The sequence below is a fragment of the Pseudomonas sp. B21128 genome (assembly GCF_044218865.1).
GTDB lineage: Bacteria > Pseudomonadota > Gammaproteobacteria > Pseudomonadales > Pseudomonadaceae > Aquipseudomonas > Aquipseudomonas iridis.
Window position 1 is genome coordinate 2,937,052 of record NZ_CP162590.1, and the last position, 16,397, is coordinate 2,953,448.

The 16,397-nt window shown below is 60.9% G+C and carries 16 protein-coding genes; 9 read left to right on the forward strand and 7 right to left on the reverse strand.

The genetic code is table 11. From position 1 onward, the window contains the following. Window positions 1-79 precede the first annotated feature (79 nt). The 3 genes from AB4P91_RS13030 to arsC are packed head-to-tail and all read right to left on the reverse strand — an operon-like array spanning window position 80 to window position 1,453. A complete protein-coding gene (locus tag AB4P91_RS13030) occupies window positions 80-505 on the reverse strand; it encodes a DUF2069 domain-containing protein (protein WP_150598207.1) in 426 nt (141 codons plus the stop codon). Window position 506: 1 nt separating this feature from the next. Continuing rightward, complete coding sequence (gene wrbA / locus AB4P91_RS13035; protein WP_150592986.1) at window positions 507-1,103, reverse strand: NAD(P)H:quinone oxidoreductase; 597 nt, start codon at window positions 1,101-1,103, stop codon at window positions 507-509. Beyond that, window positions 1,100-1,453, reverse strand: a complete 354-nt coding sequence (gene arsC, locus AB4P91_RS13040; RefSeq protein WP_150592987.1) for an arsenate reductase (glutaredoxin) — start codon at window positions 1,451-1,453, stop codon at window positions 1,100-1,102. The genes wrbA and arsC overlap by 4 nt, the downstream gene beginning before the upstream one ends. 113 nt (window positions 1,454-1,566) lie before the next feature. Between arsC and AB4P91_RS13045 the strand changes: the two genes are divergently transcribed. Beyond that, window positions 1,567-2,034 (forward strand): TlpA disulfide reductase family protein, encoded by a 468-nt coding sequence (locus AB4P91_RS13045; protein WP_150686851.1) that lies wholly within the window; start codon window positions 1,567-1,569, stop codon window positions 2,032-2,034. Window positions 2,035-2,332: 298 nt separating this feature from the next. On the opposite strand, the gene AB4P91_RS13050 is transcribed toward AB4P91_RS13045, so the two are convergent. Together AB4P91_RS13050 and AB4P91_RS13055 are read right to left on the reverse strand one after the other, a co-directional pair. Then, a complete protein-coding gene (locus AB4P91_RS13050; protein WP_150598205.1) occupies window positions 2,333-2,737 on the reverse strand; it encodes an META domain-containing protein in 405 nt (134 codons plus the stop codon). Next, the gene (locus AB4P91_RS13055; RefSeq protein ID WP_150592991.1) at window positions 2,737-3,171 is read right to left on the reverse strand and encodes a hypothetical protein; all 435 of its coding nucleotides are present in this window, start codon (window positions 3,169-3,171) and stop codon (window positions 2,737-2,739) included. Before AB4P91_RS13055 ends, AB4P91_RS13050 begins: the two co-directional genes overlap by 1 nt. A 133-nt stretch (window positions 3,172-3,304) precedes the next feature. Between AB4P91_RS13055 and AB4P91_RS13060 the strand changes: the two genes are divergently transcribed. After that, window positions 3,305-3,751: a hypothetical protein gene (locus tag AB4P91_RS13060; RefSeq protein WP_395604913.1), complete on the forward strand. Its 447-nt coding sequence runs from the start codon at window positions 3,305-3,307 to the stop codon at window positions 3,749-3,751. A 12-nt stretch (window positions 3,752-3,763) separates the two neighbouring features. Here the strand turns inward: AB4P91_RS13060 and AB4P91_RS13065 are convergent, their stop codons facing one another. Beyond that, complete coding sequence (locus AB4P91_RS13065; RefSeq protein ID WP_395604914.1) at window positions 3,764-4,753, reverse strand: 2-hydroxyacid dehydrogenase; 990 nt, start codon at window positions 4,751-4,753, stop codon at window positions 3,764-3,766. Window positions 4,754-4,833: 80 nt separating this feature from the next. Then, on the reverse strand, window positions 4,834-7,587 hold the full coding sequence (locus tag AB4P91_RS13070; protein WP_150593234.1) for a response regulator: 2,754 nt from the start codon (window positions 7,585-7,587) through the stop codon (window positions 4,834-4,836). Between the two features lie 219 nt (window positions 7,588-7,806). Between AB4P91_RS13070 and AB4P91_RS13075 the strand changes: the two genes are divergently transcribed. The 7 genes from AB4P91_RS13075 (at window position 7,807) to AB4P91_RS13105 (ending at window position 16,345) form a co-directional block, all read left to right on the forward strand. Beyond that, window positions 7,807-8,529: a response regulator transcription factor gene (locus AB4P91_RS13075; RefSeq protein ID WP_150592994.1), complete on the forward strand. Its 723-nt coding sequence runs from the start codon at window positions 7,807-7,809 to the stop codon at window positions 8,527-8,529. Continuing rightward, a complete protein-coding gene (locus AB4P91_RS13080) occupies window positions 8,516-9,958 on the forward strand; it encodes a histidine kinase sensor domain-containing protein (protein WP_395604915.1) in 1,443 nt (480 codons plus the stop codon). Before AB4P91_RS13075 ends, AB4P91_RS13080 begins: the two co-directional genes overlap by 14 nt. Window positions 9,959-10,172: 214 nt before the next feature. Continuing rightward, window positions 10,173-11,075, forward strand: a complete 903-nt coding sequence (gene cysM, locus AB4P91_RS13085; protein WP_042560490.1) for a cysteine synthase CysM — start codon at window positions 10,173-10,175, stop codon at window positions 11,073-11,075. Further along, entirely contained in the window at window positions 11,075-12,475 is a 1,401-nt protein-coding gene (rlmD, locus tag AB4P91_RS13090; protein WP_150598200.1) for a 23S rRNA (uracil(1939)-C(5))-methyltransferase RlmD, read from the forward strand. Before cysM ends, rlmD begins: the two co-directional genes overlap by 1 nt. A gap of 76 nt (window positions 12,476-12,551) precedes the next feature. Then, window positions 12,552-14,795, forward strand: coding sequence for a GTP diphosphokinase (gene relA / locus AB4P91_RS13095; RefSeq protein WP_042560488.1), 2,244 nt, complete (start codon window positions 12,552-12,554; stop codon window positions 14,793-14,795). 148 nt (window positions 14,796-14,943) lie between these two features. Further along, the gene (gene mazG / locus AB4P91_RS13100) at window positions 14,944-15,777 is read left to right on the forward strand and encodes a nucleoside triphosphate pyrophosphohydrolase (RefSeq protein ID WP_150593235.1); all 834 of its coding nucleotides are present in this window, start codon (window positions 14,944-14,946) and stop codon (window positions 15,775-15,777) included. Between the two features lie 25 nt (window positions 15,778-15,802). After that, window positions 15,803-16,345, forward strand: a complete 543-nt coding sequence (locus tag AB4P91_RS13105; RefSeq protein ID WP_210704328.1) for a DUF2058 domain-containing protein — start codon at window positions 15,803-15,805, stop codon at window positions 16,343-16,345. The last annotated feature ends 52 nt before the right edge of the window (window positions 16,346-16,397 follow it).

A 16,397-nucleotide genomic window follows, 5' to 3' on the forward strand; every position in this document is an offset into this window, starting at 1 on the left:
CCACAGGTTTTGCGTCGATCACGCATTAGTGTCCCGACACAGATCCTGTGGGAGCTGGCTTGCCAGCGATGGCGTCAGCTCAGGCGACTGAGATTTCCCCTTCGCCAGCCAATTTGCGATTCAACTGATACCGCCAGCGCACATACAACAGCGCCGAGCAGAACACCGCCAGGCTTGCCGCCATTTCCAGCACGCCAAACCACTGCCGGTTCGGGTCATACGCGGCCAGTGCGCCTTTGATGAAATACAGATTCACCACAAAGCACATCCACGAATGCCCGCGGGCGCTGCCCATGATCATCGCCGGGGCGAGAATCAGCCACGGGACCAGTTCGACCAGCAGAATCACCCACGGCCGCGCACCATGCAGGTCGGCGAACAGCAGGTAATAAGCAGCCAGCAACCCGCCGAGGGCGAAAAAGCTCAGCAAACTGATGATCCGCATCGCCTTCACGCGCGGCGCCAGCCACTCGACAGACGGCAGGACTTTCGGCTTCCTGGCCACCTCAGCCCTCCAGTTTCTGCGCGGTCTTGGCCAAGCGCAGACCGAGGGCGCGACACAGCGCCACTTCGTGCTGATCAAGACCTTTTTTGCCATCTGCGCCGGCGTGGTGGCTGGCACCATAAGGCGTGCCGCCGCCTTGGGTTTCCAGCAGCGCCGACTCGCTGTAGGGCAGGCCGGTGATCAGCATGCCGTGGTGCAGCAGCGGCAGCATCATCGACAACAGGGTGGTTTCCTGACCGCCATGCAGGCTGGCGGTGGAGGTGAATACGCCGGCCGGTTTGCCGACCAGCGCGCCGGTCAGCCAAAGGTTGCTGGTGCCATCGAGGAAGTACTTGAGCGGCGCGGCCATGTTGCCGAAACGCGTCGGGCTGCCCAGGGCCAGACCGGCGCAGTTTTTCAGGTCGTCGAGGGTGGCATAGAGCGCGCCTTCGTCGGGGATGTCTGGCGCTACGGCTTCGCACTCGGTGGAGATCGCCGGCACGGTACGCAGGCGCGCTTCGAGGCCGGCCTGTTCTACACCGCGGGCAATCTGCCGCGCCATCTCGTTGGTCGAGCCGTTGCGGCTGTAATAGAGGACCAGAATGTACGGCGCGCTCACGGCAGCAACTCCAGAATGTTCTCCGGTGGGCGACCGATGACCGCTTTGGCGCCGACTTCGAGAATTGGTCGCTCCATCAGTTTTGGATGCTCGGCAATCGCAGCGATCAGTTGATCTTCGCTGAGGCTGTCGTCAGCGAGCTGAAGCATTTTGTATTCATCTTCCCCGGTACGCAGCAATTGCCGCGCGCTGATGCCGAGCTTGCCGAGCAGGGCCTTGATTTGCGCGGCATTCAGCGGGGATTCGAGGTAGCGCACGACGTTTGGCGTCAGGCCGCGGGCTTCGAGAAGCTCCAGCGCACCGCGGGATTTCGAGCAGCGCGGATTGTGATAAAGCGTCAGATCGGTCATGTCGGGTCGCTTCTGGCGTAGAGTGGCGGCTATTCTAACTGTGCAGCGCACAATCCAGAACCTTCAGAGGCGATGGGTCGCAGGCGTTTTCAAATTTTCACAAGGAACAGGACATGACACGGCGATTGGCAGCGGCATTGACGATAATCGGGGCGTTGATGCTGGGGGGCTGCGGCAACGATTACGGGATTGACCAGAACGGTCAGAAGGTCGCATCCGAGCGCCTCGACAAGCAATGGGTAATCGTCAACTACTGGGCTGAATGGTGTGGCCCGTGCCGAACCGAAATCCCGGAACTCAACCACTTGGCTGAAGAGCTCAAGAGCAGGAATGTCGGTGTGTTCGGGGTCAACTTCGACAACGTGCAGGGTGAAGAGCTGAAGAGCGCCAGCGAAAAACTGGGCATCAAGTTCACCGTGCTGGCACAGGACCCGGCGGAGTTGTTCGAGCTGCCACGCAGCGAAGCACTGCCGGTGACGTACATCATCGACAACAAGGGCAAGGTGCGGGAACAGCTGATGGGTGAGCAGACGGCGGCCGGGGTGATGGCCAAGCTTGAGGCGTTGCAGGCTACGAAGTAGCTTTCAAAAGCCCCTCACCCCGGCCCTCTTCCGGGGGGAGAGGGTGCCGACCGAGGTGTCTGGCGCCCTGCATCGACCTGAAAGATCCGGTCGATTATGGATTCGGCAAAGCTGAATCAAGTGGATGCTGGATTCAGCAGCGCAATACCTGGTCGATTCTGGATTCGCTGAAGCTAGACCCAATCGCTTCTGGATTCGGCAGGAGCCTTTCAGGTCGGCGGACTTCTCCAATATCCCCCAATCGGTTCCCTCTCCCAGTGGGAGAGGGCCAGGGTGAGGGGCTTGGCGATTCAAGCGATCAACCCTCTTCCAGCCACCAGCGCAACGGTTTGCCTTGCGCCGGCCAGAAGCGCATCTGCTCGATTGGCGAAATGTCCCAGCGCTCGACATGTTCCAGCGCTTCCAGAAAGCGTTGTTCCTGTTCCATCAGCGCCGGTGCACACAGTTTGCGGGTCTTGCCGATCTTGCCGAAGGTCAGCTTGTCGCCATCCAGGGTGTACGGCGCGAACCAATGGTTGCAACCGCCGTTACCGTAGGCGCGACCATCATCGCCAAGGGTCACGGTCAGATGGCTGTAATCCATCAATGGCCGCTCGCCGATCCATTCCAGAATGTAGCTGCGGTTCTGTTGCAGTTGCACAGGCTCGGCGGCGCAGCCCGCGAGGCCAACACCGACCAGAGCGGTCAGGGCAAAGCGTTTCATCACGCAGGCTCCTGGCATTTCGGGCACAGGTGCTTGTCGCCAACAGCTTTCCAGCCCAACTCGGCGATGCGTGCGGTGGCGGCCGGTTTTTCTGCCGTTTTGCCCAGCTTGGCGTCCACTGCAAACTCGAAGCTCAGCGCTTTGGCGCAGCTGTCGCAATTGACCTCCCAGGTGTGGATCGCGAGTTCGCCGAACACCGGGCCTGTGGTCATCGCGGTCCATTGGCCCGGCGGATTGATCAGGTGGCGGACGGTTTCAACGGTCAGGCGCATGGACAAATCCTTGCTGCCTTTGAGGGTGACCAACAGCGCGTCACCGATGCGAATCGAGCCACCGTTGCCGGTGACCTGATAGCGGCCCGGTACGAGGGCGCGGCATTCGGTGAGGGTGTGTTGCGGGTTCATCAGGTTGTAGCGGAAATCGTGTTCGACCATGGGTCCTCCAAATATGCGCGACATGCTAGCACGGGCTGGATTGCAGAATGATGCACGCGTGTGACCTTCGATCAGGTTCAAATCGACCTGCGCACATGGCAAACTGCCGCCCTCGACTCTGAAGGAACGGAACATGGCGCTGATCGAATGTTATGAATGCAAGCGGAGCATCAGTTCCGAAGTCAAAGCGTGCATTCATTGCGGGGCTCCGATGGCGGAGCACCAGGCCCACGCACGGGCGCGGACCGCAGGCGCATCGGCTCAGGCTTCGACGATTTCTTTCGGCAGTCTGCCGCGTAACAGCGCGGTGCCTGAGGCCGCGGTGTTGCCGCAAGCTTCGCAGGGTTTGCCGAAAATCATGCCGGCCGCGGCGGGGCGTCGGCGTCGACAACAGGCCGCGCAAGCGGCGCAGGTCAATGAGGACGGCAGCCGCCCGGTGGAAGGCTGGCTGAAGATCATGGTGTTCCTGGTTCCGTGGATTTTCATCTGGTTCCTGCTGCGCAGCGGCCACTCGGCGAAACAGCGGTTGTTCGGCTTTGGCTGGCTGGCGTTGCTGATTCTGGCGTCGTCGCTGAAGTAAGCGGTCAAGCGATCAACCTTCGACCAGATTCTGCGGCGATCCCGCCGCCCAGGTCGCGATGTTGTGCAGGGTGGTCGCGGCAATCGCGCCCAGCGCCTCGTGCGTCAGGAACGCCTGGTGCGCGGTGATGATCACGTTAGGAAAGGTCAGCAGACGCGCCAGCACATCGTCCTGCAACGGCAAGTCGGAACGATCCTCGAAAAACAGCTGCGCTTCTTCTTCATACACATCCAGCCCCAGATAGCCCAGCTGACCGTCCTTGAGGGCGTCAATCAGCGCCGGGGTGTCGACCAGTCCGCCGCGACCGGTGTTGATCAGCATGGCGCCGGCTTGCATGTGCGCCAATGAATCGCGATTGATCAGGTGTTTGCTCTGCTCGTTCAACGGGCAGTGCAGGCTGATGATGCGCGACTGCGCGAGCAAGTCCGGCAGGCTCAGATAACGTGCGCCGAGTGCCAGAACATCGGGATTAGGATACGGATCGTACGCCAACAATTCACAGCCGAAACCGTGCATGATTCTCGCGAAGGCAGCGCCGATCTGCCCGGTGCCGACGATGCCGACAGTCTTGCCGACCAGATCGAAACCGGTCAGGCCATGCAGACTGAAGTCACCTTCGCGGGTGCGGTTGTAGGCGCGGTGCAGGCGACGGTTGAGGGCAAGGATCAGCGCCACGGCATGCTCGGCCACGGCATGCGGCGAGTAGGCCGGAACCCGCACGACGGCCAGCCCCAGACGTTTGGCCGCGGGCAGATCGACATGGTTGTAACCGGCCGAACGCAAGGCTATCAGCCGGGTACCGCCCGCCGCCAGACGTTCCAGCACTGCAGCGCTGAGGTCGTCATTGATGAAGGCGCAGACCACCTCATGCCGGTCGGCCAATGCCGCCGTATCGAGACTGAGCCGGGCCGGTTGAAAATGCAGTTCAATCTCTGCCGGGCAATCGGCAGTGAGGAAACTCTCGCGGTCGTAGGTCTGGCTGCTGAAAATGATCGTGCGCATGAAATCCTCCTGGAGCATCACCGGGCTGCATCACCCAAGTCCACTGTAGTCGTGACGGCGTTGACCGGCATTGCGCCGGATCAGGCGCTGATCTTCGCTTGCGCGGCCAGTCGGTTGATCGCAAGTTCCAGCTCATCCAGCGCCGTCGCTGCTTTCGGGTCTTCCTGTTTGAGCAGGGTTTCACTGCGCTGGCAGGCTGCGCGCAATTGCGGTACGCCGCAGTAACGCGTGGCGCCATGCAGGCGATGCACGCGTTCAATCAGTGCATTCTGATCGTGGTTGTCGCGCGCGCTGCGGATGGCTTCGCGGTCGGCCTCCAGTGAAGCCAGCAGCATCGCCAGCATGTCCGCCGCCAGATCTTCTTTACCGGCAGCCAGACGCAAACCTTCCTCGTGATCAAGCACTGGCAGTTCGTGATTGCCCGCAGCACCTTCGCTGACTCGCTCCGGTGCCTGATTGCGCAGTGCCAGACCGGTCCATTTCAGCACCACTTGCGCCAGTTGCCGCTCGCTGATCGGTTTCGTCAGGTAGTCATCCATGCCGCTTTGCAGCAACGCACGTTTTTCGTTGGCCATGGCGTGGGCGGTGAGGGCGACGATCGGCAGCGGCGTGCAATGCCGCTCGCTTTCCCACTGGCGGATGGTTTCGGTGCTCTGGCGACCATCCATGCCCGGCATTTGCACGTCCATCAGCACCAGATCGAACGATTCGGTCTGCACCGCCTTGACCGCGGCATAACCGCTTTCCACGGCCAATACCTTGGCGCCCATGTCTTCGAGCAAGGTCTGCACCAGCAGCAGGTTGGCCGGGTTGTCGTCGACACAGAGCACTTTCGGCGCGCGACTCGACAGCGGTTCGCCGGGTTCGTTACGCGGCTGGCGCGGGTTGGCCAGGTCCGACAAGGCGCGGCGCAGTTTGCGCGTGCAGGCCGGTTTGGCCTGCAGCTGGCTGTGCGGGTTGGGCACCGACAGATGGAACAGCGTCTGCTCGGTGGTCGGGCACAGCACCAGCACTTTGCAGCCGAGGTGTTCGAGGTCCCAGATATGCTGGTTCAGGCGTTCGGGCAGCATGTCGTTACTGGTGATGCCGATCACCGCCAGATCAATCGCCTGATCGGTCTGGTGTGCGCCGGTAACGCCATTGGTCAGGCTTTCCAGCGTATTGAACGGGGTGACGATAAGCCCGCAGTCTTCCAGTTGATGCTGCAAGGCCTGACGTGCCAGTTCATGGTTTTCCAGCACGGCGACCCGGCGACCGAGCAGCGGCGCCGAGGGCAAGTCTTCGGCGTCGTCGCGGGCCTTGGGCAGGCTCAGGCTGATCCAGAATTCCGAACCTTCGCCCGGCGTGCTGTCGACGCCGATCTCGCCGCCCATCTGTTCGATCAGGCGTTTGGAGATCACCAGGCCCAGCCCGGTACCGCCGGGCTGGCGCGACAGCGAATTGTCCGCCTGGCTGAAAGCCTGGAACAACGCGCGCACGTCCTGATTCGACAGGCCGATGCCGGTGTCCTGGATGCTGATGCGCAGTTGCACGCTGTCATCGTGCTCTTCTTCCAGCATTGCACGGGCAACGATGGTGCCCTCGCGGGTGAACTTGATGGCGTTGCTGACCAGATTGGTAAGGATCTGCTTCAGGCGCAGCGGATCACCGACCAGCGACAGCGGGGTGTCGCGGTACACCAGACTGACCAGTTCCAGCTGCTTGGCGTGAGCAGCGGGGGCGAGAATCGTCAGGGTGTCTTGCAACAAGTCGCGCAGGTTGAACGGAATGTGGTCAAGCACCAGTTTGCCGGCCTCGATTTTCGAGAAGTCGAGAATCTCGTTGATGATCCCGAGCAGGCTGTCGGCGGACTTTTCGATGGTGCCCAAATAGTCGAGCTGGCGCGGGGTCAGTTCGCTTTTTTGCAACAGGTGGGTGAAGCCGAGAATGCCGTTGAGCGGCGTGCGGATTTCGTGGCTCATGTTGGCGAGGAATTCGGATTTGATCCGGCTTGCCTCCAGAGCCTCTTTACGCGCCAGATCGAGTTCGATGTTCTGAATCTCGATGGTTTCGAGGTTCTGGCGCACGTCCTCAGTGGCTTGATCGACGCTGTGCTGCAATTCTTCCTGGGCGTTTTGCAGGGTCCCGGCCATGCGGTTGATGCCCGACGCCAGTTCGTCCAGTTCCTGACTGCCGAGCGGTGGCAGACGGGTTTCCAGGTGACCGTCCTTGAGTTGCGCGACGGCCTGTTTGATCTGGCTCAGCGGCCGATTGATGGTGCGGCCCATGCGCAACGCGAGCAGCGCCGCACCGGCGAGGCCTGCGGCGATCAACAACAGGCTGGCAAACAGGCTGCGATACCCGCGCAGCAACATGCCGTTGTGCGACAGCTCGAGTTCAACCCAGCCGAGCAGGCGGTCGGATTCTTCCGGGATCAGTTCGCCGGCGAGGTTGCGGTGCTTGCCGAAGACCGGCATCAGGTAACGGGTCGCGTCATTGCCGCTGCGTCGTTGCAAATGCGCGCTGTCGCCGCTCGGCGCCTGATTGAGCATGGTCGGGCCAGCGTGGGCCAGTGGCGAGCGATCCGGCGCGAGAAAGGTCACCGCGCGCACGTCCGGTTGTTCGAGGGACTGAGTGGCAATGCGTTCGAGCAGTTCGCCATTGCCGTGGCCCATTGCCGGCGCTACCAATGGTGCCAGTTGCTCGGCGATCATTTCGCCATGCTGGAGCAATTGGGTTTGCAGGTCGGACTGCTGCGTCCAGGTGAAATAACCACCCAGCACCAGCGCCATCAGGCTGGTCGGCAACAAGGTCAGCAACAACACGCGACCTTTGATTCCCAGTTTCTTGAGCACGCCTATCTCCTGCATCCCGCTGATCTGTTGACTCATGCGTGCATCCGGCACGCGACATGGGCGCAGTGTAGCGATTTGCTCGCGGGCAATCTCCGGAAAAATACGGGCGTTGTCGTTCGGCCTGGCAAGGCGCGTTCGTCCGACAGTGCAACCTTGGGTTGCCCGGTGTCCGCCAATCTTGAATAATCGCGCCTAACTGAGAATTACTTGCAGATACTCATGACTCCTGTTCCCGTTGGCCAGCCACGCATTCTTTCCATCGAGGACGATCCGGTCCTCGGTGCCTATGTTCATGAACATCTAGGGCGCAGCGGGTTTCAGGTGACCTGGTGCCAGAACGGCCAGGAAGGCCTGAACATCGCCCAACGCCAGCCATTCGACGTGGTGTTGATGGACATCCTTTTGCCGGGGCTGGACGGTCTGAACGTGCTCACCCAACTGCGCCAGAGCCATTCGACGCCAGTGTTGCTGATGTCGGCGCTGGGTGCCGAAGCCGATCGCATCAGTGGCTTTCGGCTGGGCGCCGACGATTACCTGCCCAAGCCGTTCAGCATGGCCGAACTGCATGTACGCATCGAAGCGATCCTGCGCCGGGTCGCCCTTGATCGGCGTCCTCCAGGGCGCTCGGCGCCGGTGGCGACCGGCACGCTGCGCTTCGACGATGAACAGTGCGACGTGTACTTGCGTGAGCAACCCGCCGGCCTGACCCGAAGCGAATTCCGTTTGCTGGAAACCCTCAATCGCAACGACGAGGAGGTCCTGAGCAAGGCCTTCCTCTATCAGCACGTTCTGCAACGCGGCTACGCCGCGCACGATCGCAGCCTCGACATGCACATCAGCCAGATCCGCCGCAAACTCAAAGCCATCGGCTACACCGAGCGCGAAGTACGCACCGTGTGGGGCAAGGGCTACGTGCTCAGTGGTGCCGATGAAAGTGTCTGAGCTGCCGGGGCGTCATTCGCTGTTCTGGAAACTGGCCTGTTTGCTGGTCGCGTTCTGTCTGCTGATGATCTGGCTGAGTTGGTCGTGGGGCCGTTATATGGAGGAGCGTAATCAGTACCTCTCCGACGAGGCTCGCGGCACCTTGGCGCGTTATTCCGGTGAGGCCGAGCGGGCGTGGCAGCAAGGTCGGCGTGATGGCGTCGATAGTTGGCTGCAGAGCATGGAATTGCGCGAGGCTGGCTGGGTCGGCGTGATTGACAGCAATTTGCAGTCGCTGGGCAATGATCCGCTGAACGAGCAGGAAATCCAGCGCCTGACTTTTCTGCGCGGGCTCGATTGGCCGATTCATAAAAAGGGCCGGCCAGGGCTGCGTGTACCGTTTCCCATGGATCCTTCCGCCGGCAGTCTGGTGATCGAGTTACCCGAGCGTTTCCTGCCGGGCAAATATCGACTGTTTTGGCGGGTGATCACCAACGGAGTGATTCCGGGGCTGTTCACCCTGCTGCTGTGCGTAGGGCTGTATCGCCTGCTGGTGGTGCCGCTGAACAATCTGCGCGAACAAGCCAATGCCTGGCGTGCCGATCAATTGAATGCGCGGCTGTCGAGCGGCATCACCCAGCGCCCGGACGAACTCGGTGAGCTGGCCCGGGCGTTCGACTCGATGTCCGAACGTCTGCAGTCCACTGTCGCCCTGCAACAGCAACTGCTGCGAGACCTGTCCCATGAACTGCGCACGCCGCTGAGCCGATTGCGTGTAGCGAGCGAAAGCGAACAGGGCCTGGTGCAATTGCGCGAACGCATCGGTCGTGAAGTCGACGGCATGCAGCGACTGGTCGAAGACACGCTGCAACTGGCGTGGCTCGACACCGAACGTTCACCCTTGCCGGACGAAGCGATCCAGATCCAGGCGCTGTGGGAGATGCTTACCGACAACGCCTGTTATGAAAGCGGCTGGCCGAGCCTACAGTTGCAGTGCTCGGTGCAGGCCTCGTGCTGGGTGCGCGGCAATCTCAACACCTTGGCTCAGGCGCTGGAGAACATTCTGCGCAACGCCATTCGTCATTCGCCTGAAGGCGGGATTGTGCGGCTGGAAGGACGGCGGGACGGGGAATACTGGCATCTGTGGCTGGAAGATCAGGGCGGCGGCGTGGCTGAAGCGGATCTGCAGCGGATTTTTGATCCATTCACCCGACTCGACGGTTCGCGCCCGGGGGATGGCGGGTTTGGTCTGGGGTTGAGCATCGCCAGGAATGCGGTGCAGCGCCAGGGCGGAACGCTTTGGGCGCAGAATAGCGGGGCGGGGTTGCGGGTGAATTTGCGGTTGGTGGCGGATGATGGTGTTGCCAGCCCAGACGCCATCGCTGGCAAGCCAGCGCCCACAGGTGTCAGCGTCGCTCATCCGACCTTCACCCACCCCCAGGCCCTGTAGGAACACACGTATATAGCGGCACCAAAATCCTGTGGGCGCTGGCTTGCCAGCGATGAGGCCTTTTGCACCCTTACTGAATCTGAAATGGCTCACCATTGGCGAGTCAATTGCTGCTTATTCCCATAAACCATAAGCACCGCACTTTGCGTGATATGGCCTTCGCGGGTTTGCCGGTATGATAGGCGCCCCCGCACGTCTGGATTGCGAATACGCCATGACCCTGCAGTACCCAACCATCGCCGATTGCGTCGGCAACACTCCGCTGGTGCGTTTGCAGCGCCTGCCCGGTGTCACCAGCAACACCTTATTGCTCAAGCTCGAAGGGAATAACCCGGCGGGTTCGGTCAAGGACCGTCCGGCACTGTCGATGATCACCCGTGCCGAGTTGCGCGGGCAGATCCACGCCGGCGACACGCTGATCGAAGCAACCTCGGGCAATACCGGGATTGCGTTGGCGATGGCCGCCGCGATCAAGGGTTACAAGATGATCCTGATCATGCCGGACAACTCCAGCGCCGAGCGCAAAGCGGCGATGACCGCTTATGGTGCCGAGCTGATTCTGGTCAGTCAGGAAGAGGGCATGGAAGGCGCTCGCGATCTTGCCCAACGCATGGAGGCCGAAGGTCGTGGCAAGGTGCTGGATCAGTTCGCCAATGGCGACAATCCTGAAGCGCATTACACCAGCACCGGCCCGGAGATCTGGCGTCAGACCGAGGGCACCATCACTCACTTCGTCAGTTCGATGGGGACCACCGGCACCATCATGGGCGTCTCGCGCTACTTGAAAGAGCAGAGCGACAAGGTGCAGATCGTTGGTCTGCAACCGATGGAAGGCTCGGCCATTCCCGGTATTCGCCGCTGGCCGCAGGAATACCTGCCGAAGATCTATCAGGCTGATCGCGTTGATCGCATTGTCGACATGGCGCAAAGCGAAGCCGAGGACGTCACCCGTCGTCTGGCCCGCGAAGAAGGCATCTTCTGCGGCGTGTCCTCAGGCGGTGCGGTAGCAGCGATGCTGCGTCTGTCCCAGGAAGTTGAAAACGCGGTGATCGTCGCGATCATCTGCGACCGTGGCGACCGATACTTGTCGACCGGCATTTTCGACGCGCCCAACTGATGGCCAAGCAAGAGAGAGGTCTGCGCTTCCAGCCCACCGGCGGCAGCAAGGCCCCGCAAATCCCGACTGGCAAGAAGCAGCGCTTGAACATCGAGCGTCTGGCGAATGACGGGCGCGGTATCGCGTTTTTCGAAGGCCGGACCTGGTTCGTGCTCGGCGCGCTTGCCGGTGAAGAGGTCGAAGCGCGAGTGCTCGGCGCCCACGGCAAAGTGGTCGAGGCGCGCACCGAACGCGTGTTCAAGGCCAGCGAACTGCGCCGCCCGACGCCGTGTCAGCACGCCGGTCGCTGCGGTGGTTGCAGCGTTCAGCACTTGCCCCACAGTGAACAGCTCGCCCTGAAACAGCGCATGCTCGCCGAGCAATTATCCAAGGTTGCCGGTGTCGAACCGCAAGAGTGGGCAGCGCCGCTGACCGGTCCCGAGTTCGGCTATCGCCGTCGTGCCCGCGTTGCTGTGCGCTGGGACATGAAAGCGAAGAAACTCGAAGTGGGTTTCCGTGCCGCCGGCAGTCAGGACATCGTCGGCATTAACGAATGTCCGGTGCTGGTACAGCCCTTGCAGCCGATCATGACCCGTTTGCCTGAGATGCTCCGTCGTTTGAGCAAGCCGCAAGCGTTGGGCCATGTCGAATTGTTCGCTGGCTCGTCGCTGGCCGTGTTGCTGCGGCACATGGCGCCGTTGTCCGAAGCAGATCTGACGATCCTCAAGGACTTCTGCCAGTTTCATGAAGCGCAGTTGTGGTTGCACGGCGAAGGCGAGCCGCAACCGGTCGATGTCACACAGTCGCTCAGTTATCGCCTGGAGCAGTGGGATCTGGATCTGGCTTACCGGCCGGGGGATTTCATACAGGTCAACGCGGGCGTCAACGAAGCGATGGTTGCGCAGGCACTGGACTGGCTGAAGCCGACCAGCGAAGAGCGCGTGCTGGACCTGTTTTGCGGGCTCGGCAACTTTGCTTTGCCACTGGCCAGAACGGTGCGCGAAGTGGTGGCGGTGGAGGGTGTGCAGACCATGGTCGAGCGTGCCGCTGCGAACGCCGCCAGTAACAATTTGCATAACACAAAGTTTTTTCAAGCCGATTTATCCCAGCCTTTGAGCCATGCTCAGTGGATCGGAGATGGCTTTTCTGCGGTACTCTTGGACCCACCGCGTGACGGTGCTTTCGAGGTGGTGCGCAAGCTCGCGACCCTGGGTGCGAAGCGGTTGGTGTATGTGTCGTGCAACCCTGCAACGCTGGCGCGCGACACGGTCGAATTGATCAAGCAGGGCTACCGGTTAAAACGTGCCGGGATTCTCGATATGTTTCCTCAGACGGCACATGTCGAGGCCATGGCGTTATTTGAAGCGAGCCAGGATGGCTCGTCTGATCCGTCTGGTCCGTCCGTACAGCGCTCGCTTTAGCCCCACGAGTGCAAACGGGCAACAAAGGTCAGCGATTTGACGCATTGAATCTGCGTCGTAGGGAAGGTAAAGCAAGATGGTACAGGTGAGAGCACACCAGCCGATCAACACTGACGGCAGTATCAATCTCGAGGCTTGGCTCGATCACGCGGTCAGTGTCGATCTGGCACTGGATCGCGAAGCCTTGAAAGAAGCCTGCGAGTTTGCTCGCGAGGCCGAACAACAGTCCAATGCTGCGAAAAATCTGTGGGCCGAGGGCTCCGGGAGTTTCAGAACCGGCCTTGAGATCGCCGAGATTCTCGCCGACCTCAAGCTCGATCAGGATTCACTGGTCGCGGCGGTTCTGTACCGCGGTGTGCGCGAAGGCCAGATCGAATTCGCGGCGGTCAGCCAGCGCTTTGGTCCCGTGGTGGCCAAACTGATCGACGGCGTGCAGCGCATGGCCGCGATCAGTGCCAGTCTCAGCCCGCGCCAGTCCATGGTCATGGGCACGCAAGGGCAGGTGGAAAACCTGCGCAAAATGCTCGTCGCCATGGTCGACGACGTGCGGGTTGCCCTGATCAAACTGGCGGAACGCACCTGCGCCATTCGTGCAGTGAAAACCGCCGACGACGAGAAGCGTAACCGTGTCGCCCGGGAAGTCTTCGACATCTATGCGCCGCTCGCGCACCGGCTCGGCATCGGTCATATCAAATGGGAACTGGAGGACTTGTCCTTCCGTTATCTGGAGCCTGATCAATACAAGCAGATCGCCAAGTTGCTCCATGAGCGACGGCTTGATCGCGAGCGTTTCATCGCCGACGTGATGACCCAGCTCAAGGATGAACTGCAGGCCACCGGCGTCGACGCCGACATCAGCGGTCGAGCCAAACACATCTATTCGATCTGGCGCAAAATGCAGCGCAAGGGTCTGGAATTCAGCCAGATCTACGACGTGCGTGCGGTGCGCGTGCTGGTCCCGGAAATGCGCGATTGCTATACCGCGCTGGGTATCGTCCACACGCTGTGGCGGCACATCCCGAAAGAATTCGACGACTACATCGCCAACCCGAAAGAGAACGGCTACCGCTCGTTGCACACGGCCGTGATCGGTCCGGAAGGCAAGGTGCTGGAAGTGCAGATTCGTACGCATTCGATGCACGAAGAAGCCGAGCTCGGGGTTTGCGCGCACTGGCGTTACAAGGGCACCGACGTCAAATCCGGCTCCAATCACTACGAAGAGAAAATTTCCTGGCTGCGTCAGGTACTCGAGTGGCATGAAGAGCTGGGTGATATCGGTGGTCTGGCCGAACAGCTGCGCGTTGATATCGAGCCGGATCGGGTCTACATCTTCACGCCCGACGGTCATGCCATCGACTTGCCGAAAGGCGCAACACCGCTGGACTTCGCTTATCGCGTACACACCGAAATCGGTCACAACTGCCGTGGCGCCAAGATCAACGGGCGCATCGTGCCGCTCAACTACAGCCTGCAGACCGGCGAGCAAGTCGAGATCATCACCAGCAAACACGGCACTCCCAGCCGAGACTGGCTGAACTCGAATCTCGGTTACGTCACCACGTCGCGGGCGCGGGCGAAGATTGTTCACTGGTTCAAGTTGCAGGCTCGTGACCAGAACGTCGCCGCCGGTAAAACCCTGATCGAACGCGAGCTCACGCGCCTCGGCTTGCCGGCGGTGGATTTCGACAAGTTGGCCGAGAAGGCCAACATGAAAACCGCTGAAGACATGTTCGCCGCTCTCGGGGCCGGTGACCTGCGCCTGGCGCAACTGGTCAACCTGGCGCAGCAACTGGTCGAGCCGGAACGCGGCAACGAACAGCTGGAACTGATCCCGCGCAAAGCGACCGGCTACAAGCCGGGCAAGCGCGGCGATATTCAGATTCAGGGCGTTGGTAACCTGATGACGCAGATGGCCGGCTGCTGCCAGCCCTTGCCGGGCGATGCGATCGTCGGTTACATCACCCAGGGCCGTGGCGTGAGTATTCACCGCCAGGACTGCGCCTCGGTGCTGCAACTGGGCGGACGCGAGCCAGAGCGGATCATTCAGGTCAGCTGGGGGCCGGTGCCGGTGCTCACGTATCCGGTGGACATCGTTATCCGCGCCTACGACCGTTCGGGCCTGTTGCGTGACGTCTCGCAGGTGCTGCTTAACGAGCGGATCAACGTGCTGGCGGTCAACACCCGCTCGAACAAGGAAGACAACACTGCGCTGATGTCCCTGACCATCGAGATCCCGGGTCTGGATGCACTGGGGCGGTTGCTGGGACGGATTTCGCAGTTGCCGAACATCATCGAGACGCGGCGTAATCGCACCCCGTGAATGTTGGTGTTTTCGAATGTTGAACGCTGAACCCATGTGGGAGCGAGCTTGCTCGCGAAAGCGGTGGGGCAGTCAGTTTAGTGCCGACTGACACACCCTCTTCGCGAGCAAGCTCGCTCCCACAGGGATCTATGCAATGAGTGAAATGATGTACAGCCTTGAAGACCTGCTCCATCTCATGAGCCGGCTGCGTGATCCGCAGTTCGGCTGCCCGTGGGACATCAAGCAAACCTACGCAACCATCGTCCCGCACACCCTTGAAGAAGCGTACGAAGTGGCCGACGCCATCGAGCGTGGCGATTTCGATCATTTGCAGGGCGAGCTCGGCGACCTGTTGTTCCAGGTCGTCTATTACAGCCAGTTGGCGCGCGAAGAAGGGCGCTTTGAGTTTGCCGGTGTGATCGACAGCATCACCCGCAAGCTGATCCGCCGTCATCCCCACGTTTTCCCCACCGGCGACCTGTACGCGCCGCTGGACGTGCCGCGTTTGAATGAAGCGCAGGTCAAGCAGCGCTGGGAGGAAATCAAGGCCCAAGAGCGTGCCGAGAAATCCGCCGCGCCGCAGCAACTGTCACTGCTTGATGACGTACCGGCCGCGTTGCCGGCATTGTCGCGCTCAGCCAAGCTGCAGAAGCGTGCGGGGCAGGTGGGGTTCGACTGGCCGGACGCGTTGCCGGTGTTCGACAAAGTGCGTGAAGAGCTCGATGAAGTGCTTGAGGCGATGTCCGAAAACGATCCCGCCGCGGTGGCTGACGAGATCGGTGATCTGCTGTTTTCCGTGGTCAATCTGGCCCGGCATCTGAAGGTTGACCCGGAAACTGCACTGCGTGGCGCCAACGGCAAGTTTGAAAGACGTTTCCGTTTTATCGAACAGGCATTGCGCGACACCCACCGTCCCATAGAAGATTGCACCCTCGAAGAGTTGGACGCCCTGTGGGGTGAAGCCAAACGTCAGGAAAAGAATTTGCCCAGCTGTGGCTGAGCAACTGCCCAAGTGAGTAAGCACCATGAGTATTTCCCTTCGCGATCAGTTGCTCAAAGCAGGCCTGGTCAACCAAAAGCAGGCCAAGCAGGTCAGCAAGGACAAGCAGAAGCAGCAGCGTCTGGCCCATAAAGGTCAGATCGAGCTGGACGACTCGCAGCAGCGCGCCGCCCAGGAAGCCATGGCCGAAAAGGTCAAGCGCGACCAGGAGCTGAACCGTCAGCAGAAAGAGAAGGCCGAAGCCAAGGAGCGCGCCGCGCAGGTCAAGCAATTGATCGAAGTCTCGCGTCTGCCGAAGCTGACCACCGAGGACTACTACAACTTCGTTGACGACAAGAAGGTCAAGCGCCTCTCAGTCAACACGCTGATGCGCAACAAGCTCAGCAGCGGTTCGCTGGCGATCGTGCATCATGCCGGCGGCTATGAAGTGATCCCGCGTGAAGCGGCCCTGAAGATCCAGGAGCGCGACCCACAGCGCATCGTGCAACTCAACGTGCAGACCGAAGAGGTCAACGCCGAGGACGATCCGTACGCGGCCTATCAGATCCCAGACGATCTGATGTGGTAAATCGCCAAGCTGTAACAACGACAAACCCCGCTGATCGCGGGGTTTGTCGTTT

Excerpts from the sequence above, each read along its gene's own strand:
- arsC (WP_150592987.1), bottom strand. The coding sequence starts at position 1,453 with ATGACCGATCTGACGCTTTATCACAATCCGCGCTGCTCGAAATCCCGC.
- AB4P91_RS13045 (WP_150686851.1), top strand. The coding sequence starts at position 1,567 with ATGACACGGCGATTGGCAGCGGCATTGACGATAATCGGGGCGTTGATG.
- AB4P91_RS13050 (WP_150598205.1), bottom strand. The coding sequence starts at position 2,737 with ATGAAACGCTTTGCCCTGACCGCTCTGGTCGGTGTTGGCCTCGCGGGC.
- AB4P91_RS13055 (WP_150592991.1), bottom strand. The coding sequence starts at position 3,171 with ATGGTCGAACACGATTTCCGCTACAACCTGATGAACCCGCAACACACC.
- AB4P91_RS13060 (WP_395604913.1), top strand. The coding sequence starts at position 3,305 with ATGGCGCTGATCGAATGTTATGAATGCAAGCGGAGCATCAGTTCCGAA.
- AB4P91_RS13065 (WP_395604914.1), bottom strand. The coding sequence starts at position 4,753 with ATGCGCACGATCATTTTCAGCAGCCAGACCTACGACCGCGAGAGTTTC.
- AB4P91_RS13075 (WP_150592994.1), top strand. The coding sequence starts at position 7,807 with ATGACTCCTGTTCCCGTTGGCCAGCCACGCATTCTTTCCATCGAGGAC.
- AB4P91_RS13080 (WP_395604915.1), top strand. The coding sequence starts at position 8,516 with ATGAAAGTGTCTGAGCTGCCGGGGCGTCATTCGCTGTTCTGGAAACTG.
- cysM (WP_042560490.1), top strand. The coding sequence starts at position 10,173 with ATGACCCTGCAGTACCCAACCATCGCCGATTGCGTCGGCAACACTCCG.
- rlmD (WP_150598200.1), top strand. The coding sequence starts at position 11,075 with ATGGCCAAGCAAGAGAGAGGTCTGCGCTTCCAGCCCACCGGCGGCAGC.
- relA (WP_042560488.1), top strand. The coding sequence starts at position 12,552 with ATGGTACAGGTGAGAGCACACCAGCCGATCAACACTGACGGCAGTATC.
- mazG (WP_150593235.1), top strand. The coding sequence starts at position 14,944 with ATGTACAGCCTTGAAGACCTGCTCCATCTCATGAGCCGGCTGCGTGAT.
- AB4P91_RS13105 (WP_210704328.1), top strand. The coding sequence starts at position 15,803 with ATGAGTATTTCCCTTCGCGATCAGTTGCTCAAAGCAGGCCTGGTCAAC.